Here is a 20,625-nt window from a genome sequence, read left to right as displayed (position 1 = left end):
GTGGGCGGTCTTTACCCGCCCCAACGCCCGAAAACAAGAGGTCGGCGGCAATTTCACGCCGCTGTCACAGTCCGGCCCCGGCTTTGGTGAAGATCGAGGCAGCGTTCGAACCAGGCCATGACGGGATCGACGGCGGCCAGCATGGTAAGACCGGCGGAGACACGCAGCCATTGCAGTGCCCCGAAGACGATATAATCGGCAAAGAGCGGTGTCTGCCCGCCGATGAAGGGTTGGAACTTCAGCATGTGCCGCAGCGGCTCCAGCTTGGCGGCGAAGGCGGCCTTCTCCGCCTCGCTATCGGCGGCAGCCACTTCCAGGGGCTTGCCGAGCCGAGCCTCCCGGCTTTCGCGGAAATAGGCCTTGTCGCCCTCGTCGAGGTTCGCATGGATGTCGAGAAGAGCGATGCGCATGATCGCCGGATGGATGATCATCTGCGAATAACCTTCGACCATGCGCGACAGCGCCTTGCCGCCCTCGCCGCCGAACAACGACGGCCGTTCGGGATAGACCTCCTCCAGATAAAGGGCGATGTCGAAACTGTCGGGGACCAGCCGGCCGTTATCGTCGAGCACCGGCACGGTCGACGAGACGCCGCCGCCGATCGCGCGGATGCGGGCGTAGGTCGTCGGAATCTCCTCGAAATCGAGCCCCTTATGCGCCAGCGCCATCACCGCCTTCCAGCAATGGGGTGAAAAGAAGCGCCGCTCGTCGGCGCCGCAGAGGGAATAGAGGGCTCTGGTCATAACAGTCCTTTCGAGATCGCGGTTTCATCCATTCGACGACAGAAAGCGCCTGCGATCAAATCAGGAAATTTCATGGGCGCATCACTGCGATTTCAGGGGAAACCAAGCTATAGACTGCGGCGACGACCAGGGGGGACCGGATGCTCAGGCACTACAGGATGTTCGCCGCCTATAACCGCTGGGCCAACGCCCAGGTCTATGCGGCGGCGGCCGAACTCAGCGATGCAGACTTCCGCAGCGACCGCGGCGCCTTCTTCGGCTCGCTCCATCGCACGCTCAATCATCTGCTGGTCGCGGACCGGATTTGGATGAAGCGCTTCACCGGCACCGGCGAAGCGCCGACGACACTCGATACCGTGCTTTTCGACGATCTGGAGGCCCTGGCCGCCGCCCGCAAGGCAGAGGACGAGCGGATCATTGCCTGGACGGCCCTGCTCGACGAGGCGGCGCTTGCCGGAAACTTCAGCTATGTGCCGGTGATGCAGCCGGTCGAGATCACCCAGCCGCTGTCGAGCGCACTCGCGCATCTCTTCAACCACCAGACCCATCATCGCGGCCAGTGCCATATGACGCTGACGGCGCTCGGCAAGCCGAGCCTCATGCTTGATCTCATCTATTTTCTGCGCAGCGAGGGCCGTGAATGGATGTGAGGCCGTCACCATCAAGCTGGCGTTAACCGCCTTTGCCGGTTTCCCCGCAAATCCCGAGCTTTTCGTTGAAAATTCAGCCTCTCTTAAAAGCTTGCGGGCATAGCGGGATGTGAGAGATGAGGCTGGGCCGCGAGGATCGTCATGCAGAATGCAAGCGCAAACGCATTGGTGCCGCGCGAGGCCGCACGTTCGGCGCCGGTGGCGGATATCCAGAAGATTGCCCAGCATATGGCGCGCCTCAACGTCGCCGCGCTGCCGCGCAATTACGAACTCTTCCATGAGGCGATCGTCGGGCTCAATGCCGGCCTTGCGCAGGATATCGCAGCCCTCGGGCCGCAGCCGCAGCAGCCGATGCTCGATGAACTCGGCCTGAAATACCGGCTCGTCGGCCATTGCGGGCTGGCGGGCGAGACGTCACGCAACGAGGCGAGCCGGATGTTGCGCGATGTGGCGGAAAGGCTTGCCGAAGGCCTGAAGCACAAGAATGCCTTTGCGCGCGCCTGCAGCACGATCCTGAAATCCGTTTCCGGCAACGACAATCAGAGCCTTGCCGCCTTCCTCAGCGAGATCGACTATCTCACCGCCTCGCTGACGACAGTGCTGTCGGCGGAGATGGAAATCGGCGCCAGACTGCAGGACGACATCAAGACGCTGGAAACGCTGGAGCGCGGCATTTCGGCGATGCAATCGGCCGCTGTGGCCGACAGGATCACCGGGCTTCCGAACCGCATCGCGCTGAACCGGACGATGGCAGAGCTCTACGAGCGCGAAGAAGGTGCGGCGGGCAGCGCGCTGATGATGGTCGATATCGACAATTTCACCGAGCTCAACGACAAATACGGCACGCAGGCCGGCAACAAGCTTCTGAAGAAGCTCGCCGGGCTCTTTCGCAAATGTATCAAGAAGAACGATTTCGTCGCCCGCACCGAGGCGGATGAATTCGCCTTGCTGTTTTCCAATGTCGGCATGCACGATGCGATCACGATCGCCGAGCGCCTGCGCGCCTCCGTCGAGGACAATCTCGTCTTCGCGACATCCGACAAGGCCGATCCCGGCCGGCTCACCATCTCGATCGGCGTGGCGCTCAGTGCTGACGCGGCAACGCCGGGCCAGTTGCAGGCCAATGCCCGCGTGGCGCTTCTCGCCGCCCAGTCGAATCCCCGCCAGCCGGTGCAAGCTTTCGGGCGCTAAGGGGCATAAGCATACTTGGCGCGGGGGGGCAAGCAGCTTGCCGGGGGACAAGCAAGCTTGTCCCGGGGAGAAAGCGCTCTTGCCTTGGCGAGCGCTTTCGGCCAAAACCCGGCCATGATCACGCTCACCGACATATCCGCCCGCATTGCAGGCCGCCTGCTTCTCGACAATGCCAGCATTTCGCTGCCTTCGGGCACGAAGGCGGGGCTCGTCGGGCGCAACGGCGCCGGCAAGTCCACGCTGTTTCGCGTCATCACCGGCGATCTCGGCTCGGAGACCGGATCGGTGTCGATCCCGAAGGCTGCACGCATCGGCCAGGTGGCGCAGGAAGCACCGGCAACCGAGGACGCCCTGATCGAGATCGTGCTTGCCGCCGACAAGGAACGCAAAGCCCTCATCACCGAAGCGGAAACGGCGACCGATCCGCACCGCATCGCCGAAATCCAGATGCGCCTCGTCGATATCGACGCGCATTCGGCAGAAGCCCGCGCGGCGAGCATTCTTGCCGGGCTCGGCTTCGACCAGGCGGCGCAGGCCCGCCCCGCCTCCTCCTTTTCCGGCGGCTGGCGCATGCGCGTCGCCCTTGCCGCCGTGCTGTTTTCCGAGCCGGACCTGCTGCTGCTCGACGAGCCGACCAACTATCTCGACCTCGAAGGCACGCTGTGGCTGGAAGACTATGTCAGGCGCTATCCGCACACCGTCATCATCATCAGCCACGATCGTGACCTGCTGAACAATGCAGTCAATGCGATTGTCCATCTCGACCAGAAGAAGCTCACCTTCTATCGCGGCGGTTACGACCAGTTCGAGCGGCAGAAGGCTGAGGCCGACGAGCTGCAGACCAAGGCCAAGGCCAAGAACGACGCGGCCCGCAAACATCTGCAGAGCTTCATCGACCGCTTCAAGGCCAAGGCTTCCAAGGCACGCCAGGCGCAGTCCCGCGTCAAGGCGCTCGAGCGCATGGGAACGGTTGCCGCGGTGATCGAGGATCACGTAACGCCGATCACCTTTCCCGAGCCGGAAAAGCAGCCGGCTTCGCCGATCGTCGCCATCCAGGGCGGCGCCGTCGGCTACGAGCCCGGCAATCCGATCCTGAAGAACCTCAACCTGCGCATCGACAATGACGACCGCATCGCCCTGCTCGGCTCGAACGGCAACGGCAAATCGACCTTCGCCAAATTCATCTCAGGGCGACTTGCACCCGAGAGCGGCGAAGTGAAGCTGGCGCCGAGCCTGAAGATCGGCTTCTTCGCGCAGCACCAGCTCGACGACCTCATTCCCGAGCAGTCGCCGGTGGAGCATGTGCGCCGGCTGATGCCCGGCGCGCCGGAGGCCAAGGTGCGCGCCCGCGTCGCCCAGATGGGGCTTGCGACCGAGAAGATGTCGACGGCCGCCAAGGATCTTTCCGGCGGCGAAAAAGCCCGTCTGCTGATGGGGCTTGCCGCCTTCCATGCACCCAACCTGCTGATCCTCGACGAGCCGACCAACCATCTCGACATCGACAGCCGCCGCGCGCTGATCGAGGCGCTGAACGATTACGAAGGCGCCGTCATCCTGATCTCGCACGATCGCCATCTGATCGAGGCGACGGTCGACCGGCTGTGGCTGGTCAATGGCGGTACGGTCACGAGTTTCGAAGGCGATATGGACGAGTATCGCGACCTGATCGTCACATCCGGTAAAAAAAAAGAAGAAAAGCCGCAGCTAGCTGAAGATGCAACGTCGAAGGCGGAGCAGCGCAAGCTCAACGCCGAACGTCGCGCCTCGCTGACGCCGCTCAGAAAAAAGATCAACGAAATCGAATCCTTGACGGCCAAGCTGGAGAAACAGATTCAGGCGCTTGATGCGGAACTTGCTGATCCGGCCCTCTACGAGAAGACACCCGCCAAGGCGGCCGAGAAAGCAAAGCAGCGCGGCGAAGCGGCGGCAAAGCTCGCCGCCGCCGAGGAAGACTGGCTGATGCTGTCGGCCGAATACGAAGAAGCGATGGCGGGATAGCCACAGGCCTTTTATAAAGCGTGGCGAAGTGCCGCGGATCGGCACAATTCCCGCCACTCTCAACCAATCGTTAACCATAATTCGAAAGGTTGTCTCAACATTCGTTACCGATTTGTTGAGCCCTTTCCATGTACCGTTTTTTCGTTCTGTCCTGCATGGCCCTGACGGCCACCCTTTCGGCCTGCAGCACCACCAGACAATCCCCGCCCGACACATCGATCAAGACCTCCTCGGTGATTGCACCCGAGGGGCGGAAGCTTGCCTATTCCGGCGACGATGCGCCGCCGCGCATGACCGGCTGGCACCATCTGGCCGGGCGGACGCTGGAGGTTTCCTCGCTTGCCGATCTCAAGCTGCAGGACAAGGAAGTGATCCTAAGCTTCGACGACGGCCCGATCCCCGGCCGGACCGACAAGGTGCTGGCAATCCTCGACCAGTTCGGCGTCAAGGGCGCCTTCATGATGGTCGGCGAAATGGCCGAAATGCACCCGGCGCTGGCCCGCAAGGTCGCGGAGGACGGCAACACGATCGGCAGTCACACCTATGACCACGCCAATTTGAGTTCACTTGATTTCGACGCGGCGATGGCCGAGGTGATCAAGGGCGAATTGGCGGTGACCAAGGCGACGGGAACCGATGTCTCCTTCTTCCGCTTCCCCTATCTTGCCGAGAGCCACAGGCTGCGCGCCGCGATCGCCATGCGCGATATGGTGGTCATGGATGTCGATATCGACAGCAAGGACTATTTCGCCATAACGCCGGCCTCCGTGACGCAGCGGACGATGGATCTGCTGCACAAGCGCGGCCGCGGCATCATCCTGATGCATGACATTCACAAACGCACGGCGACGATGCTGCCGACCCTGCTTTCGGAACTCGAAGCCGAAGGCTACAAGGTGGTGACGCTGAAATTCAAGAAGACGCCGGTGCCGAACAACGTCCTCGCCTCAGCCGATTTCGTGACGATCCGCTAAGGCGGGTTGCCAAGTCTGGACCGGCTGCCTAGATCTTGGCGACATCAACGGAAGCGGCAGGTCGGACATGAACCTTCATCTCGAAACGGACGAGGATCCGCGCACCCGCCAGTTCATCGACGAGCACAACGGGCTTTCCGACGCGGCATTGCGAACCCCGGAATTCGCCAGGGATCGCGACGCGATCAAGGCGCTGATCGAGCGGCAGGACAGGCTGATCGTCCCGATGCGCCGCGGCGCGTGGCTGTTCGATTTCCGGCAGAGCAAGGACAATCCGCTCGGCGTCTGGCTCCGCCTGCCCGCAGACCAGGCGCCCCTGCCCGATGCCGCCTGGGAGCCGGTCTTCGATCTCGACGCCTTCTGCGTGAGCGAAGGCAAGCGCTGGAACTGGCGCGGCGCCGTCACCTGCCCGTGGGGGCCGACGCGGGTGCTGCTTACGCTTTCGGACGGCGGCTCCGACCTTCTCCGGCTGCTCGAATTCGACGCCGAGAGCAAACAGATCGTCGAGGGCGGTTTCGATACGCCGGCGGCGCGCTCGCACGCCAATTGGCTGAGCCGCGACGAGATCTGCTATTTTGGTTCCATCGACCGATTTTCGGCGACCCGCTCGGGATGGCCGCGGGTCGGGCGGCGATTGAAGCGCGGGCAGCGGCCGGAAGAGGCCGCCATCATGTTCGAGGCCGCCGACGAGGACGTTTACGGTTTCAATCTCGTCATCGACCCTGCCCTGTGGGGCGCTTCGGCGGATGCCGGACTGATCGATATTTTCGTCGCCGCCCATGAGATCGGCGTTTCGAGCGCGTTCCTGATCGGCAAAGACGGCGCGCGGCGGCGCATCGATCTGCCTGAGCAGGCGGACTTCCAGTTCAATCACGATAATTGCCTCTGGCGGGCTAAGACGGACGAGCGCGTCGCGACAGGCAGCCTCGTGCTGCAGCGTTTCGATCCCAGCTCGGAGACAACAGTGCTCGGGCCGGAGCGGATCCTGTTTCAGCCCAGCGAGGGCCAGGCGATCTCGCAGATGATGCTGATGCGCGAGTGGTGTGTCTTCATCATCTCCGATCGGCTGCGGCCGCGTCTCATGGTGCTGGACCTGACGAGGCCCGATGCCGAACAGCGCGAGATCGCCCTGCCGGCGGACATGCAGACAGCTCATTTCAGGCCGCTTCATGCCGATCTGCATCTTGGCGACGATACGCTCTGCATCATCGGTCAAGGCTTCCTGCAGCCTCCGGCCTGTTACCGCCTCGAGCTGTCGGATCGCAGCAGAGAGGCCGAGCCGATTTTCGTCGCCGCAGCGCCGCGCTATTTCGATGCGACCGATATGTCATCCGAACTGCTGGAGGCCGTTTCCGAGGACGGAACCAGGGTTGCGTACCGGCTGGTCCTGCCGAAGCAGTGGATCAAGGGCGCGCTGCCGGTGCTGCTGTACGGCTATGGCGGCTTCGATGTTTCGCTATCGCCGAACTATTCCGGCGTGACCGGACGCTGGCTGGAGCAAGGCGGCGCCTATGTGCAGGCCTATATCCGCGGCGGCGGCGAATTCGGCCCCGACTGGTATCGCAGCGCCAAGCGGCATGGGCGCGACCGGGCGTTTGCCGATTTCGTCGCCATCGCCCGCGACCTCGTCGCCCGCGGCTACACCGTGCCGTCACGAATCGCCTGCCAGGGCGGCAGCAATGGCGGCCTGCTGACCGGGGTGATGCTGACGCGTTACCCACAGGATTTCGGCGCCGTCTGGTGCCAGGTGCCGGTGCTCGACATGATACGCTTCCACCTGTTCAGCGCAGGACAGGCCTGGATGGATGAATATGGCGATCCCGAGATGCCGGAAGACCGGGATTTCATGCTCGGCTATTCGCCGCTTCACAATGTCAGGCCGGCAACGGAGGTTGCCTATCCGCCGATCTATATCGAAAGCTCCGCCAATGACGACCGCGTGCATCCGTCGCATGCGCGCCGTTTTGCCGCCCGGCTGGAAGAGGCAGGACACCGGCCGCTCTTTCATGAATTCGGCTCGGGCGGGCATGGCGGCGACGGCAATTCCGAGGAGCGCGCCGCCCGCGCGGCGATGGGTTACAGCTTCCTTCGCCAAACTATCATGAGGTAGACGGACCATCATGCGCTAGGATGCAACAGAATGGAGGAGGAGAGCTTGTCGGCGCGACTCTTTCTGCTACAAACAGGCTCAATAAATCATACTTTTTAAAACAGACTCGAGCGAAACCATGTCTCCTATCAACCTCGCCATCGTCGGCGTCGGCAAGATCGTCCGCGACCAGCACCTTCCTTCCATCGCCAAGAACCCGGATTTCAAGCTCGCCGCCACGGCAAGCCGCCACGGCACGGTCGAAGGCGTCAACAGCTATACGACGATCGAGGCGATGCTCGACGCCGAGCCCTCGATCGATGCCGTCTCGCTCTGCATGCCGCCGCAATATCGCTACGAGGCAGCCTATAAGGCGCTCGTCGCCGGCAAGCATGTCTTCCTGGAAAAGCCGCCCGGTGCGACGCTCAGCGAAGTCGCCGATCTCGAGGCGCTTGCCAGCAAGCAGGGCGCCTCGCTCTTTGCCAGCTGGCATTCGCGCCATGCGCCGGCCGTCGAGGCCGCCAAGGCGTTTCTGGCCGCAACCACGATCAAAAGCGTGCATGTGATCTGGAAGGAGGATGTCCGCCACTGGCATCCGAACCAGGATTGGATCTGGCAGGCCGGCGGCCTCGGGGTTTTCGATCCCGGCATCAACGCATTGTCGATCGTCACCCATATTCTGCCGCGGCCGATCTTCATCACCGAGGCCGTGCTCGAATTTCCCGACAACCGCGATGCGCCGATCGCGGCCGACATCCATTTCCGCAATGCCGACGGCCTGCCGGTGCATGCCGAATTCGACTGGCGCCAGACCGGCAAGCAGAGCTGGGACATCGTCGCGGAGACGGCAGCCGGCCAGATGGTGCTTTCCGAGGGCGGCGCCAAGCTTTCGATCGACGGTAAGCTGACCTTTGCCGAGCCGGAGCAGGAATATCCCTCGCTCTACCGCCGCTTCGCCGAGATCATCAAGGCCGGCAGATCGGATGTCGATCTCGCGCCGCTGCGTCACGTCGCCGACGCCTTCATGCTCGGTAAGCGGAAATTCGTGGAAGCCTTCCACGACTGAGCCGCCGGCAGCTTTTGCCCGAGGAATTGCCCGTCAAGCGTGACGGGCAACGGCCTGTTTAACCTGGCTTTCGGATGCGCCAGCGGGAAACAGCGGGACATATGTCGTTTGGTATTGTCGTCATGCCGTTGTAGAAAGCGGCAAGACTTGCAGACGTACAGCTGTTTCCGGGGGCTCCGCACATGAGCATCAAAACCCGCCGCAAGGGTCGATTTTTCCGCAGCTTGGCGATCGGCGCCGTTCTGGTGCCGCTTGCCAGTCTTACTGGGTGTTCGGACGACAAGCCCGCCATCCCTCCTGACGCGCCCGGCGTTTCCCGATCGGAGGAATATTCGTTCGGATCGGCAACCCATGCTCAGGACTGGCAGGCTACCCGCAAGATCCTGGACCAACTGGAAGGGCGGTTTGGAGAGAAATCCGTGCGTGTCCTTTCGCGCAATCTCGCCAGCACCACCGACCCGCAGGCCATCAAGGCCTATTATGCCGAACGCCTTGCCCATCAAGCGGGCTGGGCGGAAATCCCGGTGAGCACCTTTGCTGACAGGGCATGGGCCTTCGCTTTCGTCAGTCCACAGGGAGATTGGGTTCTGGCGGTGGAGGCGCTCAACGCCTCGGAAGGTGCGGCAGGGATCGTGCCACTCAATATCCTGACGAACCTCGACGACGACAAAGGGTCGAGGCAGTAGCGTCTTCTGCCTCGACGAAGGAAAAGCTCTACGCCTTCTTCTCCCACCGCCCTTCCGGCGTCTGCTGCCAATAGGTGAGGTTATGCCCCTCGCCTTTCAGCTTCTTCCATTGCGCACGGGCCGCCTCCAACTGCTCCTGGTCGTGGCCGTCGAACATGAAGACGATGCGCTGATAGGCATCGACCGGCGGCGGCTCGGCGCCGTCGATGATGAAACGCACGGTCGCCGCATTGGCATTGTCCGATGTCACCGTCAGAAGCACCGGCTGGCTTTCGGCGAAATCGCTTTCGTCGGTGCCGTGCGGCAGGAAGCTTTCCTCGCGAAACGTCCAAAGATGCTGATCAAGAGCATCGCGCCGCGCCGGCTCACGCGTCTGGACGGCCACGCGCCAGCCGCGCTCGACGCTTTTGTCGATCAGCGGCGGCAGCGCGTCTTCCAGCCTGGTTTCGGTCAGATGATAAAAGAGAACGTCGGTCATCAGGATTCATAATGGGCGCGAACGAGCTCGTCGAGCAGGCGCACGCCGAAACCGGAACCCCAGGACTGGTTTATCTCATCCTGCGGCGAGCCCATCGCCGTGCCGGCGATATCGAGATGCGCCCAGGGCGTATCCTGCACGAAACGCTTGAGGAAATGCGCCGCGGTGATCGAGCCGGCCTGTCGGCCGCCGGTGTTCTTCATGTCGGCGAACTTGCTGTCGATCAGCTTGTCGTAGTCCTTGCCGAGCGGCATGCGCCAGAGCTTCTCGTTCGTGGAAAGGCCGGCTGCCGTCAGCTGAGCGGAAAGCTGGTCGTCATTGGAGAACAGACCGGCATGCACATTGCCGAGCGCCACGACGATCGCGCCGGTCAGCGTGGCGAGATTGATCATGAACTGCGGATTGAAACGATCATTGCAGTACCAGAGGGCATCGCAGAGCACGAGGCGGCCTTCGGCATCGGTATTGATCACCTCGATCGTCTGGCCGGACATCGAGGTGACGATGTCGCCCGGACGCTGGGCGTTGCCGTCAGGCATGTTCTCGACCAGGCCGATGATGCCGACGGCATTGACGGCGGCTTTGCGGGCGGCGAGCACGTGCATGAGGCCGGTGACGGCTGCAGCACCGCCCATATCGCCCTTCATGTCCTCCATGCCGGCGGCCGGCTTGATCGAAATGCCGCCGGTATCGAAAACGACACCCTTGCCGATGAAGGCGATGGGACGATCCTTGCCCTTGCCGCCTTTCCACTGCATGACCGCCAGGCGCGGCGGGCGCACCGAGCCTTGGGCGACGCCGAGAAGGGCGCCCATGCCAAGACGGCGCATCTCCTTCTCGGTCAGGATTTCCACTTCGACGCCGAGCTTTTCCAGCCCCTTCGCCTTGGCGGCGAACTCGACGGGGCCGAGCACGTTCGGCGGTTCGTTGACGAGGTCGCGGGCAAGATTGACGCCGCTAGCGATCGCTTCGGAATCGGCAAACGCCTTCTTGGCAGCACCCGGATCGGCCGTGACGATCGTCACCTTAACCGACTTCGCCGGCTTTTCCTCGTCGTCACCCTTCTTCGTCTTGTAGGTATCGAAGCTATAGGCGCGCAGCAGCATGCCGAGGGCGAAATCGGCGGCCGCCCGCGCGCTTGTCTCGAGACCAGGCACGTCGATGAAGACGGCGGCCTTGTCGGTATTCTTGATTCTCGCCGCCGCAGTACCGCCGGCCTTCAACCAATCATGGGTGGTGAGGCCGGCGGCCTTGCCAAGCCCGACGACGACGATGCGCTCGACGGACGCGCCTTCCGGGGCGACAATATCGAGCACGCTCATGGATTTCGCGGAGAATCGGGCGATCCTGGCAGCCTTGGCGATCACACCGGCCGGATCGACTGTTTCGGCGCCCGCAGGACTGTCGGAGTCTATGGTCCTCAACAAGACCGCCAGGCCGCCATTGAGCTTTGCCGACTTTGAGAATGAAATTTCGAACTTAGCTGACATGTCTTCTCCGCTGGGATTCTTGAAATCCGTCCCTGGCGGATAATTTCGCGTTTGGCGGGTCTGTCAATGGCTGGCGACAATTGTTATGGTCCCCCGCGGCCATCACGGCCCTCCTGTTTTCGTCAGTTTCGTAGATATTCGCGTTGACAATTTTTCCGAAAAATCCACGGCGGGGCCTGGCAATCCGCCTGCCGAAAACGACTTTCGGTGTATTCATGCTGCTGTTCTGGACGTGGTGGGGGCTGCTTGCCGTCTTTCGCGCCTTCCCCGGGATAGACATCTATTTTTCCCAGCTTTTTTTCGTGAGTGCAGATTGCGATACGACTGCCGCCGGCAGCATCTGCGGCGGCTTTCCCTACCGCGACGTCGCGACCTTCGACCTGCTGCGCACCGTGTTCTTCCGCCTGCCCTATGTCGTGGCGATCGTGATGCTGTGGAAACTCATCGAATGCTACCAGCAGCATGGCGCGACCTTCAACGCCGACCGGGCGAACAAGCTGAAAGTCGCCCTCGGAACGCTGCTGATCGGGCCCGTGCTGCTCGTCAACGTGATCCTGAAGGAACATTGGGGTCGGCCGCGGCCGATACAGACGGACATTTTCGGCGGTGCGCTGCATTTCGTCGAGGCCGGTTCGCTTGCCGGAAAATGCGTTTCGAACTGCTCGTTCATCTCAGGCGAGGCAGCGAGCGCCGGCTGGCTATTCTGCCTTCTGCTCTTCGTTCCCAAATCCCTGCGTTATGCACTGGCAGCACCCGTGGCGGCGATCTCGATCCTCACACCGGCGATGCGGCTATCCTTCGGCGCGCACTACCTCTCCGACGTCGTTCTCGGATGGCTTTCGTCGCTTGTCGTCTTCGCAGCCTTGCTGGCGTTAACTGAGTCGCAACAGCCTCAAAAAAATTCTGAAAATTGAATGAATTTTTGACACCAGCTTGTCGCAAAAGCACGACAAAGAGCGTAGAGGGATTCTCCTGCAAAGCCATTTGGGCGTGCAGGTGCTTTCAAGGGCAGGCATGAAACTACTCGAGACATACATATTGCGGCGCGTCGGCCAGATGTTTCTCGTGGCGCTCCTGCCCGTTCTGGCGATCATTTGGACGACACAGGTTCTGCAGCGCATCAACCTGGTCACCGACAGCGGCCAGTCGATCGGCTCGTTCGCCAAGCTCGCGACGATGATCCTGCCGTCGATCATTCCTGTTGTCCTGCCCTTCGCCCTCGTTATCGCGATCACCCAGACGCTGACGACGATGAACAACGATTCGGAACTCACCGTCATCGACGCCGCCGGAGCCAGGCGCAGCGTGCTGACCCGCCCGATCCTGCTGCTTGCGGCCGTCGTCAGCGTGTTTTCCTTCTTCGTCGACAACGTCGTCGAGCCGCGCGCAAAAACCGTCGTGCGCCAGATGATCGCCGAGACCTATGCCGACCTGCTCTCTTCGGTGATCGAAGAAAAGACCTTCCGCAAGCTTGACGAAGGCCTTTATGTGCAGATCTCGAAGCGAATGGCCGGGCGCATGCTGAAGGGGCTTTTCGTCGCCGACGAGCGCGACCCGGCCTACGAGCTGATCTATTATGCGAAGGAAGGCGCCGTCGACGATACGGGCACGACGCTGATCATGCATGAGGGCGAAGTGCACCGCAAAACGCCTGACGGCAACGTCTCGGTGATCAATTTCGATTCCTATTCCTTCGACCTCTCGGACATGACCGAGAATCGCGGCCAGGCGACGCTGCGCGCCAGCGACCGTGACCTGTGGTTCCTGCTCAATCCGGATCCAGCCGACAAGGACTATACGATCCGGCCGCAGAGCTATCGCGCCGAACTGCATCGCCGGCTGACGGACTGGATCCTGCCTGTCGTCTTTGCCCTGTTTTCCCTGGCGATCGCCGGCGATGCGCGCTCGCACCGTGAAGCGCGGCTGCATCCGATGGTGAGCGCGCTCGCCTATGCCTTCGCGCTCAGATGGGCGGCTTTCTACGCGGCCAATCAGATCGACACCGATCCTGAATATATCGCCGTCCTCTACGCCATCCCGATCGTCAGCAGCATCATCTCGATCGTCTTCCTCGGCCTGCACAAACGACTGGCCATGCCGTCGTTCCTTCGGGACCGGATGTCGTCTTTCTGGAGACGAATGCAGGAAAGGCTGCTTGCGGCTACCGGCAGGACCGGCAGGGATGCGGCCCAATGATGTTCGGGACATTGTCGCGTTATTTCTTTCGCCGCTACCTGGTGACGATGGGCTGGTTCCTGATCGGCGTCTCGGCGATTTCTTTCCTCCTCGACTTCAGCGAGACGGCGGGCCGCATGTCCGGCCTGCCCGGCTACACGATCGGCGGCGGCATCCTGATGACCGCCGTGCGCCTGCCGCTCATCCTGCAGCAGACCGTGCCCTTCATCGCGCTGTTCGTCGGCATGACGGTGCTGATCGGACTCAACCGCAAATATGAGCTCGTCGTCACGCGCGCCGCCGGCATTTCGGTCTGGCAGTTCATGTTCCCCTTCATCGCCGGCTCGCTGCTGCTCGGCCTGCTGACGATGACGGCGCTCAACCCGCTTGCCGCCTGGGGACAGCGCCAGGCGCTGCTGGTCGAATCCGACTGGCGCGGCGAGAATGCGGTTCTGCGCAAGGCGCCGCAGATTCCGTGGCTGCGCCAGATCAGCGGCCGGGACGATGTGATCATCGGCGCCCAGACGGTTCAGGAGAACGGAACCAAGCTGATCGACGCCGTGCTGATCCATTTCGATTCAAGCGGTCAGGTCATTCTGAGACAGGACGCCGCGACGGCAAAATTGGAAGATGGTTACTGGCAACTTAACAACGTTGTCGAGCGCAAGCCTGGCGAAATCCCCGTGCGTAAAGCTTCGGTTCAACTTCGCACCAATCTGAAACAGGACTTCGTCCAGGAGCGGCTGACGGCGCCGGAAACAATTGGTTTCTTTGACCTTTCCAACCGCATTGCCGCGGCCAAATCCTTCGGTATCTCCACCAAGGCGCTGGAGACGCAATTCAACTCCCTGTTGTCCCAGCCATTGCTGCTGGTGGCCATGACTTTCATTGCTGCAACAGTGTCCCTAAAATTTAGCCGGTTCAACCAATCCCGCTCCGTGATTCTGGGTGGCATCCTTTCGGGCTTCATGCTTTATGTCATCACCGTGCTTGTAAAGGCATTCGGAAGCAGTGGAGTCGTGCCTCCCTTCGTGGCGACGTGGATACCGGTGGTCGTCGCGCTGGCCTTGGGTGCGACTATTCTGCTTCATCAGGAGGACGGCTAGTGGCGGCAGGCGACCGCAAGTATTTTAGTAAACAGTTGGTTGCCCTGCTTGTCGGTGCGGCTTTATATTCCTATTTCGGCAGTGTCTCGGCCTCCTACGGCCAGGCCAGCGCGCCCGAACAAAATATAGAGAAGAAGATTCCCGAAGGCGCGAAGCTTCTGCTTTCGGCCAATGAACTCGTCTATAACCGTGACGCCGACCTGGTGTCGGCGGTCGGCGGCGTGCAGATCAACTATGGCGGCTATAAAATGGTCGCCCAGAAGGTCGAGTACAATCAGAAGACCGGCCGGATGATGGCGCTCGGCAATGTCGAGCTGGTCAGCCCGGACGGCAATCGTATCTATGCCGACAACCTTGACGTGACCGACAATTTTGCCGACGGGTTCCTGAACTCGTTGCGCATCGAGACATCAGACAATACCCGCATCGTTGCCGAATCCGGCCAGCGCGTCGGCGGCACGATGATGATTCTCAACAAGGGCGTCTACACGGCCTGCCTTCCCTGCGCCGAAGATCCGAAGCGCGCACCTTTCTGGCAGGTCAAGGCCAAGCGCGTGATCCAGAACGGCGTGACGCACACGATCCGTCTGGAGAGTGCGCGCTTCGAGCTGCTCGGTTATCCGATCGCCTTCCTGCCATTCATCGAGGTTCCCGACAATACGGTGAAGCGCAAGTCGGGCTTTCTCTTCCCGACGATGAGCCTGTCGCAGAATCTCGGCTTCGGTCTTTCCGTTCCTTATTATTACGTGATCTCGCCGAGCATGGACGCGACGGTCACCACCACCGGCTACACCGCCCAGGGCTTCCTCGTCGAAGGCGAATTCCGCCAGCGCTTCGAAAATGGCACGCATATCCTGCGCGTCGCCGGCATCGACCAGGCAAAGCCGGACAATTTCAGCTCAGGCACCAGCGATGCCGAAGCCAGCCAGCGTGGCATGGTGGCGTCGAAGGCCGAATTCCGCATCAATCCCCGCTGGACGTTCGGCTGGGACGTCATGATGCAGAGCGACAACAATTTCTCGAAGACCTATAAGCTGCGCGGTCTGAGCGGCACGGATCGTACCAACCAGATCTACCTGACGGGACTTGGGAAACGCAATTATTTCGACATGCGGGCGTTCTATTTCGACGTCCAGGATGCCGATCGGACCAACACCGCCGAAAAACAGCAGGCGATCGTCTATCCCGCGATGGACTATCACTATGTGGCACCGCAGCCGCTTGCAGGCGGCGAACTGTCGGCTGACGTCAACTTGACGAATATTTCGCGCACCCATGACGACTTCTATACCGTCGACGGGTTCGACCGCTTCCGCGGCCTGAAGGGCCAGACGTCGCGACTGACCGGCGAACTGCAGTGGAAGCGCACCTATGTCACGCCGACGGGCCTGGTCATCACGCCGCTGCTGGCTGCGCGCGGCGACGCCTTCGCGTTGAACATGGACGACCCCACGGGCTACACCGGCAACTATATCGACGGCAATTCCGCCACCCGCTCGATGTTCACGGCCGGGCTGGAGATGCGCTATCCGATCCTGATGACGACGGATAATAGCACCCATATCCTCGAGCCGATCGCACAGATCTATGCCCGCCCCGACGAGCAGCTCGCAGGCCGCCTGCCAAACGAGGATGCGCAGAGCTTCGTCTTCGACGCCACCTCACTGTTCGACCGCGACAAATTCTCGGGCTACGACCGTGTCGAAGGCGGTACGCGTGCCAATCTCGGCGTCCAGTATACCGGTACGTTTGATAGCGGTTACAAGCTGCACGGCATCTTCGGCCAATCCTACCAGATCGCCGGCCAGAACTCGTTTGCGACCGATGATCTCGTCAATGTCGGCGCGGATTCGGGTCTTGAAACCACGCGCTCCGACTATGTCGGCCTCGGCGGCATCGAGACACCGTACGGCGTTTCGATGACGGCCTCCTACCGCCTCGACGAGAAGGATTTCGAGTTCCGCCGCGGCGACCTGACGACGGCTTACCAGAACGACACCTTCTCTTCGCAGGTGACCTTCACCCATCTCAGCGCCCAGCCGGAATATGGCTTCGACGAGGACAAGGACGAGGTCCAGACGAACGGCAAGGTCAAATTCAAGGATTACTGGTCGATCTTCGGCGGCATCGCCTGGGATCTGAACAATGATGTGATCAGCCGCCGGACGCTTGGCCTCTCCTATGACGACGAATGCACGATCTTCACGATCGCCTATACAGACAGCAGGGATTCCGACGACGAGACGGCAAGCGACTGGACGATCGGCGCACGGCTGACCTTCCGCACGCTCGGCGACATCAAGATCGGCACCGACACCCTCGAGTGACCGGCGGGCGGCGCAAACATGGCCTGAAGCCATTCTTTCGCCGTAAGCCTGTGCAGGACATTGCCGCCAGTCGATATCTGAGGCATAGGGGTTTCGCGCCGTGACGGAAGCGATTTCCGCGTGTCTCGCACTGTGGTAAGAACGCCGCGAACAACGTCTCGCGGCGCTATCGGGAGGTCAACGGATGATTGACGCGAAAAAAGCTATAACCACCTTCCTCGCCGGGGCGGCGCTTGCCTTGCTGACGGGGATTGCCGCTCCAGCGCTTGCGGCAAGTGAGGTCAAGGCCGTGGTGAACGGCACGGCCATCACCAGCGGCGATGTCGCCAAGCGTCAGGCCTTTCTGCGCCTGCAGCATACCAAGGCCGACGCCAAGGCTGCCGAGGAGCAATTGATCGACGAGGCGCTCAAGCGCCAGGAGGTCGCCCGCGTCCATATGTCGGTTTCGCAGCAGGACGTCGACGCGTCTTTCGCCCGTTTTTCGAGTGGCAACAAGCTTTCCGTCGAACAGATGTCACAGATCCTCGATCGTGCCGGCGTCGGCGTCGACCATTTCAAGGGTTTCATCGCCGTGCAGATGAGCTGGCCGCGGGTCGTCAACGCGCGCTACGGTTCGACCGCGCGGCTGTCGAACTATGACCTCGTCTCGCGCATGATGCAGAATAACAAGCAGAAGCCGGTGACGACCGAATATATGCTGCAGCAGGTCATCTTCGTCATTCCGCAAGCCAAGCGCAACGCCATCACCGGCAAGCGCAAGGGTGAAGCCGAGGCGTCGCGCTCGAAATTTCCCGGCTGCGATCAGGCAAAGGTCTTTGCTGCGACGATGCGCGACGTTTCCGTGCGCGATCTCGGCCGCATGCTCGCCCCCGAGATCCCGCCGGATTGGAAGCCGCTGGTCGAGCAGGCCAAGGGGAATACGACAGGCACCCGCGTCACCGACAAGGGCGTCGAATATCTGGCAATTTGCAGCCAGCGCCAGGTTTCCGACGACCAGGCGGCCGAAATGGTTTTCCGCCAGGAGGACCTCGGCAAGTCCAAGGCCGGCAAGGACGCCAGCCCGGAAAACGAAAACAGCAAGAAGTACCTGGATGAACTGCGCAAGAAGGCGCAGATCGCCTATCGTTGACCGACAATGACGATACCGTTTTCGCGACCGCTCGCGCTGAGCCAGGGCGACCCCGCCGGCATCGGGCCGGATATTACCCTGATGGCCTGGCTCCGGCGGCGCGAACTCGGGCTGCCGCCTTTCTTCCTGATCGGCGATCCCGGCGTATTGGCGTTGCGAGCGCGCCAGCTCAATCTGGCGGTTACGATCCGCGAGACCGATAGAGCCAGCGAGGCCGCCGGCATGTTCGGCGACGCGCTGCCCGTCATGACGGTGCCTGTTGGCATCGAAGTGGTGGCCGGCGAGCCGCATGCGGCAACGGCGAAGGGCACGATCGCGGCGATCGAAAAAGCCGTGTCGCTCGTCATCGACGGCGAGGCGCTGGCGGTCGTCACCAACCCGATCGCCAAGGCCGTGCTCTATGAGGCGGGCTTCCGGTTTCCCGGCCATACCGAATTTCTCGCCGATCTCGCCGCCAGGGCGACCGGCAAGCCGGTGACGCCTGTCATGATGCTGTCCGGACCAAAGCTCCGGGCCATCCCGGTCACCATCCACATTCCGATCCGGGACGTGCCGCAGGCGCTGACGCGCGAACTGATTGTCGACACCTGCCGGATCGCCCATGAAGACCTGAGGCAGCGCTTCGGCATCGAGGCGCCGCGGCTGGCTGTCGCCGGCCTCAACCCGCATGCGGGCGAAGACGGCACGATCGGCAAGGAGGACGAGGATGTCATCCGCCCGGCGATCGAACGCCTGCGCGACGAGGGCATCGATGCGATCGGCCCCCTGCCCGCCGACACGATGTTCCATGACGAAGCGCGGACGCGATATGACGTCGCCGTCTGCATGTATCACGATCAGGCGCTGATCCCGGCCAAGGCACTCGGCTTCGACGACAGCGTTAACGTGACGCTCGGGCTTCCCTTCGTGCGCACCTCGCCGGATCACGGCACCGCTTTCGGCATTGCCGGCAAGGGGCTGGCGCGCGAGCAGAGCCTCGTTGCGGCGCTGAAGCTCGCCGCCCAGCTCGGCCGCAGTGCGGAAAGCCGCCGCTAATGGCAGCACTCGATGGTCTACCGCCGCTTCGCGACGTCATCCAGCGTCACGGCCTCGATGCCCGCAAGGCGCTCGGGCAGAACTTCCTGCTCGACCTCAACCTCACGCAGAAGATCGCCCGCACGGCCGGCGCGCTCGAAGAGGCAACCGTCTTCGAGGTTGGCCCTGGCCCCGGCGGACTGACGCGGGCGATCCTGGCGCTCGGCGCCCGGAAGGTCATCGCCATCGAGCGCGATGCCCGCTGCCTGCCGGCGCTTGCCGAGATCGCCGATCACTATCCCGGCCGGCTGGAAGTCGTCGAAGGCGATGCGCTGAAGACGGATTTCGAGGCATTGGCACCGGAAGGCCCGATCAAGATCATTGCCAACCTGCCCTACAATGTCGGCACGCAGCTTTTGGTCAACTGGCTGCTGCCGAAAGCCTGGCCGCCCTTCTGGCAGTCGCTGACGCTGATGTTTCAGAAGGAAGTCGGCGAACGTATCGTCGCCGGCGAAGACGACGACCATTACGGCCGCCTCGGCGTGCTCTGCGGCTGGCGGACGGAGGCTCGCATGGCCTTCGACGTGCCGCCGCAAGCCTTCACGCCGCCGCCGAAGGTAACGTCGACGGTCGTGCATCTGACACCCCTGGGAAACCCGATCCCCTGCGCTGTCGCCGATCTGGAAAAGGTGACGCAGGCGGCCTTCGGCCAGCGTCGCAAGATGCTGCGCCAGAGCCTGAAGCCGCTCGGCGGCGAGCGCCTGCTCGTCAAGGCCGGGATCGATCCGGCGCGGCGGGCCGAAACCCTGTCCGTCGAGGAATTCTGCCTTCTGGCAAACAGCCTTTAAAGGCTCGGCGTCTCTTCCAGCAGTTCACGGACGAAATCGAACATGCCATGGCGGCGGTCGCGGCGCAGGCGTTCGGCCTTGACGATCGACTGGACGGCATCGAGGGCGGCGTTGAGATCGTCGTTTACGATGACATAGTCGTATTCGCGCCAGTGGGCGATCTCGGCGCGGCTATTGGCGAGGCGCGTCTGGATGACCTCCTCGGAATCCTCGGCGCGGCGGTGCAGCCGCGACTGCAGCTCGGTCATGGTCGGCGGCAGCACGAAGATCGAGACCACGTCGGCAGACATTTTCTCCTGCAATTGCTGGGCGCCCTGCCAGTCGATGTCGAAGAGCATGTCGCGGCCTTCGGCCATGGCCTGCTCCACAGGCTCGCGCGGCGTGCCGTAGAAATTGCCGTGCACCTCGGCCCATTCGAGCAGTGCGTCGCTATCGCGCAGCCGCTCGAACTCGCGCACACTCTTGAAGTGGTAGTGCACATCCTCGACCTCGCTCGGACGGCGCTGGCGCGTGGTGACGCTGACGGAAAGGCCGATATTCTTGTCGGTCTCCAGCAGCGTGCGCGCAATGGTGGACTTGCCGGCGCCTGACGGCGACGAGATGACAAGCATCAGACCGCGGCGGGCGATCTGCACGGGCGAGGATTTCGCCGGTTTCATGT

18 protein-coding genes are annotated in these 20,625 nt (G+C 62.2%); 14 read left to right on the top strand and 4 right to left on the bottom strand.

Annotation, left to right across the window (positions count from 1 at the left end):
- Positions 1–53: 53 nt before the first annotated feature.
- Positions 54–743 (bottom strand): glutathione S-transferase family protein, encoded by a 690-nt coding sequence (locus tag PO860_RS05565; RefSeq protein ID WP_275038209.1) that lies wholly within the window; start codon positions 741–743, stop codon positions 54–56.
- 140 nt (positions 744–883) lie between these two features.
- Here PO860_RS05565 and PO860_RS05560 point away from each other — a divergent pair, with 140 nt between their 5' ends.
- The 7 genes from PO860_RS05560 to PO860_RS05530 all read left to right on the top strand — a co-directional run bounded on the left by PO860_RS05560 (position 884) and on the right by PO860_RS05530 (position 9,397).
- On the top strand, positions 884–1,393 hold the full coding sequence (locus PO860_RS05560) for a DinB family protein (RefSeq protein ID WP_273884065.1): 510 nt from the start codon (positions 884–886) through the stop codon (positions 1,391–1,393).
- Positions 1,394–1,534: 141 nt separating this feature from the next.
- Positions 1,535–2,584 (top strand): GGDEF domain-containing protein, encoded by a 1,050-nt coding sequence (locus tag PO860_RS05555; protein ID WP_273884066.1) that lies wholly within the window; start codon positions 1,535–1,537, stop codon positions 2,582–2,584.
- Between the two features lie 114 nt (positions 2,585–2,698).
- The gene (locus PO860_RS05550; protein WP_272783380.1) at positions 2,699–4,582 is read left to right on the top strand and encodes an ABC-F family ATP-binding cassette domain-containing protein; all 1,884 of its coding nucleotides are present in this window, start codon (positions 2,699–2,701) and stop codon (positions 4,580–4,582) included.
- 128 nt (positions 4,583–4,710) lie between these two features.
- The gene (locus PO860_RS05545; RefSeq protein ID WP_273884068.1) at positions 4,711–5,556 is read left to right on the top strand and encodes a polysaccharide deacetylase family protein; all 846 of its coding nucleotides are present in this window, start codon (positions 4,711–4,713) and stop codon (positions 5,554–5,556) included.
- Between the two features lie 67 nt (positions 5,557–5,623).
- Positions 5,624–7,666, top strand: a complete 2,043-nt coding sequence (locus tag PO860_RS05540; protein ID WP_275034932.1) for a prolyl oligopeptidase family serine peptidase — start codon at positions 5,624–5,626, stop codon at positions 7,664–7,666.
- Between the two features lie 118 nt (positions 7,667–7,784).
- Positions 7,785–8,711, top strand: a complete 927-nt coding sequence (locus PO860_RS05535; RefSeq protein ID WP_273884069.1) for a Gfo/Idh/MocA family protein — start codon at positions 7,785–7,787, stop codon at positions 8,709–8,711.
- 182 nt (positions 8,712–8,893) lie between these two features.
- Positions 8,894–9,397 carry a hypothetical protein gene (locus PO860_RS05530; RefSeq protein ID WP_273880621.1) on the top strand — a complete coding sequence of 168 codons (504 nt, stop codon included), beginning with the start codon at positions 8,894–8,896 and terminating at the stop codon, positions 9,395–9,397.
- A gap of 28 nt (positions 9,398–9,425) precedes the next feature.
- On the opposite strand, the gene PO860_RS05525 is transcribed toward PO860_RS05530, so the two are convergent.
- Together PO860_RS05525 and PO860_RS05520 are read right to left on the bottom strand one after the other, a co-directional pair.
- Complete coding sequence (locus PO860_RS05525) at positions 9,426–9,875, bottom strand: DNA polymerase III subunit chi (protein WP_273884070.1); 450 nt, start codon at positions 9,873–9,875, stop codon at positions 9,426–9,428.
- A complete protein-coding gene (locus PO860_RS05520) occupies positions 9,875–11,365 on the bottom strand; it encodes a leucyl aminopeptidase (protein ID WP_273884071.1) in 1,491 nt (496 codons plus the stop codon). The genes PO860_RS05525 and PO860_RS05520 overlap by 1 nt, the downstream gene beginning before the upstream one ends.
- A gap of 215 nt (positions 11,366–11,580) precedes the next feature.
- Here PO860_RS05520 and PO860_RS05515 point away from each other — a divergent pair, with 215 nt between their 5' ends.
- The 7 genes from PO860_RS05515 (at position 11,581) to rsmA (ending at position 19,964) form a co-directional block, all read left to right on the top strand.
- On the top strand, positions 11,581–12,279 hold the full coding sequence (locus PO860_RS05515) for a phosphatase PAP2 family protein (protein WP_409518660.1): 699 nt from the start codon (positions 11,581–11,583) through the stop codon (positions 12,277–12,279).
- 100 nt (positions 12,280–12,379) lie between these two features.
- Positions 12,380–13,561, top strand: coding sequence for an LPS export ABC transporter permease LptF (gene lptF / locus PO860_RS05510; RefSeq protein WP_183606385.1), 1,182 nt, complete (start codon positions 12,380–12,382; stop codon positions 13,559–13,561).
- Entirely contained in the window at positions 13,558–14,646 is a 1,089-nt protein-coding gene (lptG, locus tag PO860_RS05505) for an LPS export ABC transporter permease LptG (RefSeq protein WP_097617538.1), read from the top strand. The genes lptF and lptG overlap by 4 nt, the downstream gene beginning before the upstream one ends.
- On the top strand, positions 14,646–16,973 hold the full coding sequence (locus PO860_RS05500; protein WP_183606383.1) for an LPS-assembly protein LptD: 2,328 nt from the start codon (positions 14,646–14,648) through the stop codon (positions 16,971–16,973). The genes lptG and PO860_RS05500 overlap by 1 nt, the downstream gene beginning before the upstream one ends.
- 184 nt (positions 16,974–17,157) lie before the next feature.
- Entirely contained in the window at positions 17,158–18,102 is a 945-nt protein-coding gene (locus PO860_RS05495) for a SurA N-terminal domain-containing protein (protein WP_273880617.1), read from the top strand.
- A 6-nt stretch (positions 18,103–18,108) separates the two neighbouring features.
- A complete protein-coding gene (gene pdxA / locus PO860_RS05490) occupies positions 18,109–19,137 on the top strand; it encodes a 4-hydroxythreonine-4-phosphate dehydrogenase PdxA (protein ID WP_183606381.1) in 1,029 nt (342 codons plus the stop codon).
- Positions 19,137–19,964, top strand: a complete 828-nt coding sequence (gene rsmA, locus PO860_RS05485; protein ID WP_275038208.1) for a 16S rRNA (adenine(1518)-N(6)/adenine(1519)-N(6))-dimethyltransferase RsmA — start codon at positions 19,137–19,139, stop codon at positions 19,962–19,964. Before pdxA ends, rsmA begins: the two co-directional genes overlap by 1 nt.
- On the opposite strand, the gene gmk is transcribed toward rsmA, so the two are convergent.
- A complete protein-coding gene (gene gmk, locus PO860_RS05480; RefSeq protein WP_183606379.1) occupies positions 19,961–20,623 on the bottom strand; it encodes a guanylate kinase in 663 nt (220 codons plus the stop codon). The genes rsmA and gmk overlap by 4 nt on opposite strands.
- Between the last annotated feature and the right edge of the window lie 2 nt (positions 20,624–20,625).

The organism is Rhizobium binxianense, from assembly GCF_028994275.1.
GTDB classification, from domain to species: domain Bacteria; phylum Pseudomonadota; class Alphaproteobacteria; order Rhizobiales; family Rhizobiaceae; genus Rhizobium; species Rhizobium binxianense.
The sequence above is the reverse complement of the archived record's forward strand: the minus strand, read 5'-3'. Positions and strand labels throughout refer to the sequence as shown.